The organism is Pseudoalteromonas sp. P1-9, assembly GCF_001399975.1.
In the GTDB taxonomy this organism is placed as follows: Bacteria; Pseudomonadota; Gammaproteobacteria; order Enterobacterales; family Alteromonadaceae; genus Pseudoalteromonas.
Map to the genome: position 1 here is coordinate 15,096 of NZ_LKBD01000007.1, position 10,856 is coordinate 25,951.

The window sequence follows — 10,856 nt, forward strand, 5'->3', positions numbered from 1 at the left end:
ATTATTTTCTCAGTAATATGTCGAATCGATAGTGACTAAAGTCAAAATGTTCTGGCTGTTTTAAAATTGTAATTGAACTGAAGCCTAAATGACGACTAAGTTCTGTTAGCCAGGATTGAGAGAACCATGTGCCCATAATCGGCTGCTTTTGTTTGAGAGCATTAAAATAGGCATTTTTTTGTTCGTCAGTTTGATAAAACTGCCATCGTTTCTCAACATCTAATATGTCTGTTACAAGTAAGACTCCATCAGTGTTTAGTGCTAAATATTGATTTTCAAAGATGGATATGACCTCGGCTTCAGTAAAGTGTTGTAATGCTGCCGTCATTATTATGTTGTCAAACTTTCCAACTGAAGCGCTATTAAAGGTTTTGATATCGGCACACATAAATTCAATATCTGTACTATTTTTTGTCGCAGAGTCAATCAAGTTTTTACAAAAATCAACACCGACCACTCGATTAAAGCTATCTGTTAATTTTGATGTTACTAGGCCATTACCACAGCATAAATCTAGAGCTGATTTATCAGAACCTTGAACTAAAAATGTTTTTAAATGTTCTACTTGAATGCTCAGCGAATCATCTGACTGTGGAACTTTATTTTTTGTTCTCATTACTTGCTTATAAGGATTACCTGACGTTTCTTTCGTCGTATGTTCGTCCCAAATTCTTTTCCAGTAGTCAGACACTATTGCCTCCATTTTTTGTGTTGTGGTTGTTTACCCATTGTATTGTTTGCTCTTTTCCGAATTTTAAAATGAGATGCAGAATAGATAGATATCCAGGTCTATTTGAATAGCTCGCAAAATCAATAAACTTAAGATTTATATCATGTTTTAAAAACTCATTATGACCATATAAACAAACACCACCAGGTAAATTAATATAGTTATTAGTATTAAACTGTTTACAGATAGCTATTACTCTATCTTTGCCTTTGGTTTCGGATAACGCAATAGGTGATTGTGAGTTAAGAGAATAGTCTAAATCTATTTCCAGATACTTGGCTGTGGCAGTAATACTGTTTAGGGCTATCGTGCTTACATATTCCGAAGGAGCAGTTGCTTCTTCAAATAAACCTATTCCATCATTTAAATAAGGGGATGAGCTGTATTCTTGGGTAATGGTTTTTATCATCTTTGAGCGCCATTTTAGAAATTCAGCGCTAATTACAACTTCGTTGATAGGGTTTAAATAACTTTGCTGCTTTTTTAATGGTATCGTTATATAAAATGGTTTGTTATTTACAACTAAGCGATTTCTGTTAACCCAACTGTTTTTGGGGTATTGCACATTATCTAATACCACTAGGTGGTCAGTAGCTTTAAGTAACTGAAAATAGCCTAGATACGGAAAAAAGTAAGGTTGCATAATCGAAAGTGAATCAACCATTAGCTACTTCCCTTTGCTTTAAGAATTCACTTATTAAGTCGCAGATGTAATTAACTTCTTGTTTAGTAATATTTGAGCCACCAGGCAAAATAATCGTTTGATCAGCAAACAAGTCAGTAATGGGTAATTTAATATTATTTTTCGAGTAAGGTTTTAGTTTATGTGTGCCAGGAGAAAAGTATTTTCTAGCAATAATATCTTTACTATGAAGCATTTCAATTAAGCTGTCTCTGTTGTTAACCGAAACTGAGCAGGCTATATAGTGATAGTTCATGCAGTCGCCATCATAATTGACTAAATCAATACCACAGATTTCTGCAAGCCGTTTTTTATAAAGCAAATATATAGTTTTTGAACGACGAGTTATTTCTCCAAAACACTTTAGGTTGGCAAGCCCCATAGCACAATGCGCTTCTGACAATTTCGCATTGATTCCTATTAGTGCAATGTCGTCATAATCTTTGAAGCCAAAATTAATGAACAGCCTGAGCTTTTCAGCTAATGTTTCGTCATCGGTAGTTATTGCTCCACCCTCAAAGGTGTGGAAGGATTTAGTTGCATGAAAGCTAAATACTTCAGCGTCTCCAAAACTAGCAATGGGAACGCCTTTGTAATTATTACCGAAAGCATGTGCAGCATCAAAAATGAGTTTAATATTATGATCTTTAGCGAGCTTTTCAAAAGCTTCTATATTTGTCGCACGGCCCCAGAGATGTGTCGGAATGATTGCTGAAACATCAGATGTAATTAGTTGTTCACATTCATTTAAATCTAAGTTTTGTGTTAATGGATTTATATCGCAAAAAACGGGCTCTAGCCCTAATAAGGATAAAACATTGGCTGTAGAAGTAAATGTAAAAGCAGGTAATATTACTTTTCCTGAGAGAGTTAAACTAGATATAACAGCAAGCATTGCTAGTGTACCATTCGCTGTAAGAATACAGTGTTTTACATTCAGATGTTGCTCAAGTTGCTTTTCTAGGTTGCTGCAATGTTGTCCTGCATTACTAAACCAAGCATGAGAAAATGACTCTTCCATCAACTCTAAAAAATGCTCTTTCCCTAGCGTACTAGGTTTATTTGCATGGATAGGAAATGAAGCAGTTGGAATACTTTTAGAGTTACTGTGAGTTAAATCTTTGTGTTTCATAAAGGAGCTTTTGCTGCATGTAAATGATGTCGAGTGTATTTGTTAGGATTATACAGGGTTTATATATATCCTGTAATAAAAAGACCCTCTATTTTGAGGGCCTTAAAAGAAAATGAAATGGACTTATCTTGTTTCTAAAGCTTCAATTCTTTTGTGTAACTGCTCTATGTAAATGTGCGCTTTTTCAAGCTCATTTAACATACCGCCTAGCTTTTGAGTGATATTGAAAGGAGAATTTTCAATGGTTTGACCTACGGCTGGTAGAAAACTATTTTTCCACATTTCCGTAGCATGTTCTTCAATAGACGGTAATGGATATGAATCACTGAAAACAAGGTCACAACCGCCTGAGCAAGCCGTACCAGCGGTAGTTAAGGTTCCAGAAATAGTCATATCCCCCGATTCTGATAAGCGCATAGCAGCTGCAGAGTTATTTTTACTAATTAGAAAGTCATTTGGAGCGTTATTCTCATGGGTGAAGTACCAACTACCAGCATTGTTGTTATTTTTGAACGTGATATATGAACCACCGTTATTTTCTAGTAATAGCATTTGCTTTACACCAGTAGAAGTCTGAAGAAGATGCAGATTTGCCGATGGACTTTCAGTGCCCATACCAATATCACCATCTGTATCGATATAAAAGCTATTTTGTGGTGCGGAAGGTCTAATTCTAAACGGCAATGGGCTACCATTAGTCGCATCACGTATAAAGAAGTTAGTTTCGTTACCGGCTACATCCCACTTTTGTGGCGTAAAGCCTGAAGAACCATCTTGTTCAAGCCTTAGTGTTGGGCTATCGCCGTTTACGATATGCATTTCAACGACAGGGGCTGATGTGCCAACACCAATTCGACCTCCATCATTCACATATAATGAATGGCTCGGCGCGCTTGCTTCGATCGTAAATGGTGTTCTACCACCATCAATATCATCGATTGAAAACTTATTTTGGCCACCATTGCCCGAGTCATTGAATGTAATTTGCCAATCATTGGTTGGAAATGATGCGGACGCACTTGTATCTTGAGCTTTTATACGAAGGTTATTTTCCTTCAAGCGCAAAGTGTCAAAATTGAAGCTTTCACCATTAACGCAGTCAAGCCCTACACAAGCACTACCTTGAATGATTAAATCAGTTGTGAAAACCTGTGCCGCATAGGTGTTCATACTTGCTGTTAGTGCAACAGAAAGAGCGCTTAATTTTAATAGATTTGGTTTTTTCATTATTTCGCTCCTACTTATTAATACCTAAGGTTAACTTTGGCTTTTTCTCGCTTGTTTGCTCGAAAGTTTGTACTGCAAAGTTTTCCGTTGTAAATTTACCGCCTGTCACATCTACTTTACTGATGTATCCACGTGAGTCTTCTGAGCGGCCATTATTCATAGTGTCTTTAACTTCTTGTAGGTAAGTAACAGCTTGAATTTGGTAGTTAAATGTGCCGTCAACAGGTAGGTTTAAACTATCGATACTCAATGACGGTGTATCTGTTTCAAATGATTTTGAGAAGCCATTAGGACCCGACACAGAGATGATGTATTTATCATAGTGTTTTACCGGCGTGAAGTCGATATGGTTGGCCGATTTGGTCACGCCAATGTGTTCTGACTTGGCTTGTTGTAACTTTATAATATCTGCATTAGCTAATGCACTGCCGCTGGCAATTGCACAAACCAACGCTAGGGGTAGCTTGCTGGACATTACTATTTCCTCTTTGTTTGGGGTCCCTAAAGGCGGTTATTTTCCGCTTTGCTTTATTGAGCTCGACGCTATTGTTGTTTTTTAATAGATTCTTATTAGTTTAACAAATATTTACAAATGTGAAATAATAGATTGTATTGATATTGGTCTGAACAGTTATTGTCCAATTGATAATTGTTATATTTCCCTAGTACTTTTCTCTGGTTTCGGTGCTTAATATGCCCTATAGGTATTCATGATTATGACTTATAAAAAGCTATAATTTCTCGTTGCGTCTACTTCATTGTTGTTTTCATCGCATTCAATATTAGCTAATGAAAGTGGCTCATTGAAAACCATTCTTCAAGCTATTAATGAGTTGGAAAAAAGTCAGAGCCTAAATGTTATGCAACAGCTTCTCGGTTAAAAGACTTTATGTTTGGCACGCCACTTAATGATGAGGCGCGATTTGCCAAAAATTTACTACAAAAACAATATATTCAATACTTATGGCTGCAAGCACATAAAATAGCATGAGGAGAATCGGAGGATGTGGTGTTGCAAAGTTATATCAAACAGGCTGAGCAATCCATTTTTAACACCGATAAAACAGAGTCTGGGCATTAGCGTTTATCGTTTGCAGAAGATAGGAAGGTTACCTTACACAAAGATGATAAACGTCAGTATGGCAGCATTGCCTATTCATTGAGAGCAGTATTGGCTGTGCAGCAAGAGGCGTTACTTGATTTTGAAAATGAGCTACTGCCTCTTACCTCAAAAGTTGTTGAAGCGCTAAAAGACAGTCTTGATTTTTATACGTTAGCTGCTTTAAAAGTTGCAGATAACAGTGTGCGAATAAATAATCAACGATTTATCGAGGTTAAGAATATTAACTCCGTTTGGCATGGGCTGGGGGGGAGCGCTCAGTCTGAAAATAGCTAAGTGGCAGCCTTGATTATCAACGGCAAACACCAGCTTTATTAAATCAGATGGTTGATAAAAAGTTAAGTTCATGTGCAGCTTACAACCAAGTTTCTAACCAAGTATTTTTGCGAAACTTACAAGTGTATTTTGCTCGTGCAACTTGGTCAAAAAATTCTGCTGAAAGTGAAGCGATTACTGAACTATATACACAAATAGTCAGTCAATTCTCCGCTCAGCTTTACTTAGGTGCGCAGCAACATGCAATGGCGAATAATCAACCGCTAGTGTAAGAGCGCAATGTATATGCTTTTATTAAGCAATTTATCCCACATCAAATTAATGAATATGAAGACGCTATTTTCTTTCCAAAACTTGAGAAAAATGATGCTGTGTATATTGAGTCTTATAATATGGATGCGGTGCACATTGGCAATATTTGAAAAATGCTATTAACCAACCAAGCTTCGAGTTATATATTGAGCCCGACCCATTTGCCGCTGAGTTACTAACCGAAAATATTGCTCAGTATGGCGTGCTGTTATTGCGTGAAGCTGGTACTTTAGCAAAGCAGACCAATGCAACTAGCTTATCTACAGAGCACTTAATCGCAGCAAGAAAATTAATTGCGGATAAAACCAAGCGACATGCTAAAGTAACAGAGAGTAACAATAAGCAACAACAATTTGCTTCAGCACAGCAAAGTGATAAAACAGCTAAGTTTGTTAAGATTTCTCAACAAGCAAAGTTCAATTATCAGCACCGCTCCGCAGATTGGTTAAATCGTCAACTGAGAACGTTTTTACGTAAAGATGAATCAACCGGTATTATTACGATTCCACCTGCATTTGGTGGTTCAGGTGTTGCAACAGAAGACGTCAATAATGATGGGTTAATCGATATATTTATTTTAGGTGGTCGAGGTAATAAGTTGTTCATAAATAAAGGTAATGGACAGTTTAAAGATCTTACAACAAGCTACAAGTTGGATTGGCAGCGTGCACAAGATAATCATCCAGGTGAAGCACGTCAGCCGATCATTGCAGACATTAATAATGACGGTTACCAAGATATTATCGTCACCTATGTTAATGATGCACATCGTGTCTATAAAAATATCGATGGTATATATTTTGAGGATGTTACTCAACAAGCGGACCTTGGTGGTAGAGGGTTTGTTGGTGGTCCTGCGACAGTTTTTGATTTTGATAAAGATGGTGACCTTGATTTATATATTACTTATTTTGGTAACTATATAACAGGCGATTTACCCACTTTGAAACGCCGAAATACCAACGGCAAACCAAATCAGTTGTTTGAAAATCTTGGTAACTTTAAATTTAAAAATGTGACGAAAGGTTCTGGGCTTGATAATACTGGTTGGGCACAAGCTGTAGCGCACACTGACTTAAATAATGATGGGTGGCAAGATGTCATTGTCGGAAATGATTTTGGTGTGATGGTTATTATATTAATCAGAAAAATGGCTCTTTTGTTGATGTATCAAATCAAATTGGCACAGATAAACCGTCTTTTACTATGGGAATCGGTAGCACAGACCCAATCAGGATAAGTTACCTGATATCTATATTTCAAATATTGTTACCATGAATAAAGACGAAACCTACGTATTACCCAATGAAGATACGCAAATGAAATTCAATGCCGGCAAGCTAGTGCATATGCGTGTGGTGGAAGCAAATGATTTGTTCATATCACAACAGGGAGAGTCAATTCACTATGCTGCAAGTGAGCAAGTAGGCCGAGGATATTCCTCAACGGGATGGTCGTGGGATGCAGACTTTTTCGACTATGACTTAGATGGTGACGATGATTTATACGTGCTTAATGGTATGAATAAATTTAATTTAAACAGTAGTAAAAACCCTTACTTTGAAGATCAACACGGTAATAAGCAACAAGCCTATTTGCCTGTCAGTGAGCAAAAAAATATCTTTTTCGATAATAAAAATGGTCGGTTAGAGACACAAGACAATTCACTTGGCTTGAATTTATTAAGTAATTCTCGCAGTGCGAGCTATTTTGATTTAGACAACGATGGTGATCTTGACATTGTTTTAAATAATTACCATGAACCGGCGCGTTGTTTGAAAATAGACTTGAAACTGAAAATAATTGGTTAAAAATTAAGTTAGTGGGTGATAGTAAAAAACAGGTTTCGCGTGATGCAATTGGTGCGCGTATTTACCTTACCTGGTGGCAAGCAGATTTGGCGTGAAGTTAGAAGTACTGATGGCTACATGTCAGTACACCCTAAAATGCAACATTTTGGTCTAGGTGATGTGGAATTTGCAAATATTCAAGTTGTTTGGCCAAATGGGGAAGTGACTCAATTGGACAAAGTAAACGCGAATCAGATTAAGTTGATCACCTTGTAATGATGAAACTATTATTTCGCTATCTGATTATTTTTACGCTAATAACCTTCGCTGGTTTCGCTAAATCAACAGCGGCAATAAAGGTACCGCCGCACGTCTCTGTGTCAGAGCAGCAATTTAAAGGTTTGCGTAAGGCGTACTTAAAAAAGTCAGCAGTAATTGACGAGCTGTTAACTTCAGCTGGTTTAGCGCCAAACTCGCCAAAATATTTAAATGGGCTAGTGACTGAAGCTTCGCCTTATTTGCTTCGTCACGCCGTAAACCCAATCAATTGGCAAGCTTGGAATGAAGCGGTATTTGAGACAGCTAAGCGAGAAAAAAGCTAGTATTTCTCTCTATTGGTTACTCAACTTGCCATTGGTGCCACGTCATGGAAAAAGAAAGTTTTATTGATCTAACCGTTGCACAAAACTTGAATAAAGATTTTATAAACATAAAGGTTGACAGGGAATTATAACCTGAAATTGATGCTTATTTTACGGATGTGATCACTACAGTCAAAGGCAGTGCTGGCTGGCCTATTACAGCTGTATTAACGCCGGGCGGCAAGCCTATTTGGATAGATGCTTATGTTCCTAAAACGCAATTGCTGACAATAGCAGAGCGCTTTGCAGTCATTTGGCAACAAAAACCACAGCGGTTATTGCAAGTAGCTGAGAATATCTCGAAACAAGTAGCGACTTTATCTTTGCAACCTGAGTCTAAGTGGTCCTCTGCTATTGTACGAGATAATGTTGAGGAAATACTGACGGAGTTAGATCAACAAGAAAGAGGCTTGGTCGGGGCACCGAAATTTCCGAGTGAAGCCTTGCTGTTGTTGATGTTGGAGAGTTACTTAGAGACACCAACACCTGCATTACGACAACAATTAACACTGTGGCTCGGAAGGTTGAGTTCTAGAGGTATTCGTGATCATGTACATGGTAATTTTCATCGCTATGCTACGGATGCCATTTGGCAAGTTCCTCATTACGAGAAAATGCTCTATAACCAAGCCTTGCTAATTAAAGTATTTGCTAAAGCGGGTTATTTACTTAACCAGCCAGAATACTTTGCCGTAGCACAAGATACTGCGGCTTTCGTCGATAATGTTTTGAAATCACAAAGTGGTGGCTATTATAGCGCCATAGACGCTGATTACTTTTCGCAAGAAGGTGGTTACTACCTATTTGAAAAACCTCAGTTTGATAAAATCGACACCGACATTATTCGGCAGTTTGCTTGGTACCAATACAAAGCTGAAGCTCTACATGCACCGTATATTGCTAAACAAGAACCTTCTCAGCATGCGCGTGACATACTAAAAACAATAAAGAATCAATTGCCAATGCCTCATATTGATAAAAAAGTATTGTTGTCATGGAATGCCTTATTGGCCGATGCATTTGTTGAATTGTATAGTGCGACAGGAAAAACTAACTATTTAGTAAACGCTCAATCTCTAGTCTCTATGATTGAAACTAAATTGATTGAAAATGGCCGATTAAAGCGTGCTTATTACTTAGGTGAAGCTGGTAGCGATGCATTACTTGAAGATTATGTTTGTTTAGCTCAAGCCTATCATAATTTATATACAGTGACCTTTGATGATATTAGGCAAGTCAAAGCACGCAAGCTATTGCGTGATATTGTGTATAATAAAATGAATTCGGACGTTATTCGAAATACAAGTGATGGCGAGCTGATTTCGCCAGAAGCGCTTTTTTATCACTTAGCGAAAACCTATTCTTTTGCTGATAGCACGCTATCGCGAGCCTCAAGAGCCAGTAAAAAGTCGTTACAGAATGCTTATCTGAGAGCACCAATGACTTCTTATAGCAGCGCGGGAGTGCTGTTAAATCGATGGCAAACTGGCAAGCAGCATGTTTTTGCACAAGGAAACGGCCACATTAAACTGGTGAGAGAGTCTGCTAACCAAGCCAAAATAGTCATTTCACTCAAAGCTGGTTGGCATATAAACTCACATAGCCCGAATCAAAAATCTCTGATCGCAACAGCGCTTTTGATTGATGGCCAACAAATCAATACAGATAACTACCCACAACCCATTGAGCGAAAATTAGGATTTAGCGATAAGCCTTTAAGCCTGTTTGAAGAAAATGTAGAAATTAGCTTTAAGCCTAATGGTCAGTGGCTAGAAGTAAAGCTACAAGCTTGCAGCGATAATGTGTGTTTACTACCAGAGGCATTTAAATTCAAACTTTAAAATTGCTGAAATGGTGGTATTAATCACCATTATCTTCAAATAGAGCGAAATTTGAATTGACTTATTAATGATTCAAGCTCTTTGGAAAAGGGTTTTCGATCGACTTTATTACTGAGCGCTTGTATTAATAAAAACTTCCCTTTTTGACTCGAGGTTACTTGGTAGACCCAAGCAGGTAAATCGCCTTTTGTGACATAAGCCTGCGTTGCGATTGCTGGAATACCGTCAATTTTTATTGGTTCGTCTTTAGTAATTTCTACATCAGAAAGGCTTTTGGAATTATTTAGAAAGTGGTGTGATAAACTTTCAATGTTTTCCATTTCTGATGATAATTTTCCATGGCTCACTACAACCGAGGCATTTGGAAAATTTTCAGATACTAATACGACCGAGTTGAGATTTCTTTGTACTATTTTAAAGTTATCTATTCCGGTAAATAAAAATGGTAATCCCGTATAAAGGCGCGCATCATCATCGGTTTGCACTGCGGCACTAAATAGACTTTGTTTAATCACATCTTTATGTTGTTTGTTTGAACTTTCAGGATAACTTGCTTCAATTTTCAAACTGGAAAGAGAGTCGCCTGCGACGAGCCACAATTTTTCATAATAAGTGCCCGCAATAATTTGCCTCAGTGTTAGCAGTGTACAATTGGCGCCGTTAACCACTACATTTTCTGTTTTTAGTAATTGCAATTGACTCTTGAGTAAATTTTCCGTTGTCAGATTGGTTAAATATTGTTCGTATGGAACTTCAACCTCGTTCACTTTAATACGCGAAAACGTTTCAGGTTGTACAAAGCCATAGTGTTCTCGTGTTAATTTAAACCCTTGTGGTTTTTCTAGCTGGACTTCCATGCCTTGACTTACTCTAAATGTTTGCGTCAAAGTTTCATTATTTTGCTGGTCAGAGGTGCTGGAACAGGCTCCCATAAAAGTTAAGGATAGCGCTAGAGCCAGTGTCGATAAAGGCTTTTTCATATTGGGTTTTTGTTACTGTTATCTTTAACCTAGAGTAACAAAAAATAATCTGTGTGAATAGATTGTTATGAATGTGACGATAGACTAAAATTGTTACAAATTGCCCAATAATAATAACTTAACGC

General features: G+C 37.5%; 11 protein-coding genes and 1 pseudogene. 6 read left to right on the top strand and 6 right to left on the bottom strand.

Going from position 1 to position 10,856, the window contains the following annotated elements; all coding sequences use genetic code 11:
* Nucleotide 1 precedes the first annotated feature (1 nt).
* The 5 genes from AN214_RS06810 to AN214_RS06830 all read right to left on the bottom strand — a co-directional run bounded on the left by AN214_RS06810 (nucleotide 2) and on the right by AN214_RS06830 (nucleotide 4,246).
* The gene (locus tag AN214_RS06810) at nucleotides 2-691 is read right to left on the bottom strand and encodes a trans-aconitate 2-methyltransferase (protein WP_161805664.1); all 690 of its coding nucleotides are present in this window, start codon (nucleotides 689-691) and stop codon (nucleotides 2-4) included.
* Nucleotides 684-1,394 carry a WbqC family protein gene (locus tag AN214_RS06815; RefSeq protein WP_054979030.1) on the bottom strand — a complete coding sequence of 237 codons (711 nt, stop codon included), beginning with the start codon at nucleotides 1,392-1,394 and terminating at the stop codon, nucleotides 684-686. Before AN214_RS06815 ends, AN214_RS06810 begins: the two co-directional genes overlap by 8 nt.
* Entirely contained in the window at nucleotides 1,387-2,544 is a 1,158-nt protein-coding gene (locus AN214_RS06820) for an aminotransferase class I/II-fold pyridoxal phosphate-dependent enzyme (RefSeq protein WP_054979031.1), read from the bottom strand. The genes AN214_RS06815 and AN214_RS06820 overlap by 8 nt, the downstream gene beginning before the upstream one ends.
* A gap of 123 nt (nucleotides 2,545-2,667) precedes the next feature.
* A complete protein-coding gene (locus tag AN214_RS06825) occupies nucleotides 2,668-3,771 on the bottom strand; it encodes a hypothetical protein (RefSeq protein ID WP_054979032.1) in 1,104 nt (367 codons plus the stop codon).
* Between the two features lie 10 nt (nucleotides 3,772-3,781).
* The gene (locus AN214_RS06830) at nucleotides 3,782-4,246 is read right to left on the bottom strand and encodes a hypothetical protein (RefSeq protein ID WP_054979033.1); all 465 of its coding nucleotides are present in this window, start codon (nucleotides 4,244-4,246) and stop codon (nucleotides 3,782-3,784) included.
* Nucleotides 4,247-4,942: 696 nt separating this feature from the next.
* Between AN214_RS06830 and AN214_RS06835 the strand changes: the two genes are divergently transcribed.
* The 6 genes and pseudogenes from AN214_RS06835 (at nucleotide 4,943) to AN214_RS23260 (ending at nucleotide 9,751) form a co-directional block, all read left to right on the top strand.
* Entirely contained in the window at nucleotides 4,943-5,167 is a 225-nt protein-coding gene (locus AN214_RS06835) for a hypothetical protein (protein ID WP_152960734.1), read from the top strand.
* Between the two features lie 47 nt (nucleotides 5,168-5,214).
* Complete coding sequence (locus AN214_RS06840) at nucleotides 5,215-5,439, top strand: hypothetical protein (RefSeq protein WP_054979035.1); 225 nt, start codon at nucleotides 5,215-5,217, stop codon at nucleotides 5,437-5,439.
* 146 nt (nucleotides 5,440-5,585) lie between these two features.
* Nucleotides 5,586-6,719 carry a VCBS repeat-containing protein gene (locus AN214_RS06845; RefSeq protein ID WP_054979036.1) on the top strand — a complete coding sequence of 378 codons (1,134 nt, stop codon included), beginning with the start codon at nucleotides 5,586-5,588 and terminating at the stop codon, nucleotides 6,717-6,719.
* 34 nt (nucleotides 6,720-6,753) lie between these two features.
* Entirely contained in the window at nucleotides 6,754-7,290 is a 537-nt protein-coding gene (locus AN214_RS06850; protein ID WP_054979037.1) for a hypothetical protein, read from the top strand.
* 42 nt (nucleotides 7,291-7,332) lie between these two features.
* A complete protein-coding gene (locus tag AN214_RS06855; protein ID WP_054979038.1) occupies nucleotides 7,333-7,545 on the top strand; it encodes an ASPIC/UnbV domain-containing protein in 213 nt (70 codons plus the stop codon).
* Nucleotides 7,546-7,547: 2 nt separating this feature from the next.
* A pseudogene (locus AN214_RS23260) lies at nucleotides 7,548-9,751 on the top strand (thioredoxin domain-containing protein).
* A 35-nt stretch (nucleotides 9,752-9,786) separates the two neighbouring features.
* On the opposite strand, the gene AN214_RS06870 reads toward AN214_RS23260, so the two are convergent.
* Complete coding sequence (locus tag AN214_RS06870; RefSeq protein ID WP_054979040.1) at nucleotides 9,787-10,731, bottom strand: hypothetical protein; 945 nt, start codon at nucleotides 10,729-10,731, stop codon at nucleotides 9,787-9,789.
* Nucleotides 10,732-10,856: the final 125 nt, after the last annotated feature.

Bases quoted from the DNA above. Each gene is read 5' to 3' on its own strand.
- AN214_RS06815 (WP_054979030.1), bottom strand. From the start codon at position 1,394: ATGGTTGATTCACTTTCGATTATGCAACCTTACTTTTTTCCGTATCTA.
- AN214_RS06820 (WP_054979031.1), bottom strand. From the start codon at position 2,544: ATGAAACACAAAGATTTAACTCACAGTAACTCTAAAAGTATTCCAACT.
- AN214_RS06825 (WP_054979032.1), bottom strand. From the start codon at position 3,771: ATGAAAAAACCAAATCTATTAAAATTAAGCGCTCTTTCTGTTGCACTA.
- AN214_RS06830 (WP_054979033.1), bottom strand. From the start codon at position 4,246: ATGTCCAGCAAGCTACCCCTAGCGTTGGTTTGTGCAATTGCCAGCGGC.
- AN214_RS06840 (WP_054979035.1), top strand. From the start codon at position 5,215: ATGGTTGATAAAAAGTTAAGTTCATGTGCAGCTTACAACCAAGTTTCT.
- AN214_RS06850 (WP_054979037.1), top strand. From the start codon at position 6,754: ATGAATAAAGACGAAACCTACGTATTACCCAATGAAGATACGCAAATG.
- AN214_RS06855 (WP_054979038.1), top strand. From the start codon at position 7,333: ATGCAATTGGTGCGCGTATTTACCTTACCTGGTGGCAAGCAGATTTGG.
- AN214_RS06870 (WP_054979040.1), bottom strand. From the start codon at position 10,731: ATGAAAAAGCCTTTATCGACACTGGCTCTAGCGCTATCCTTAACTTTT.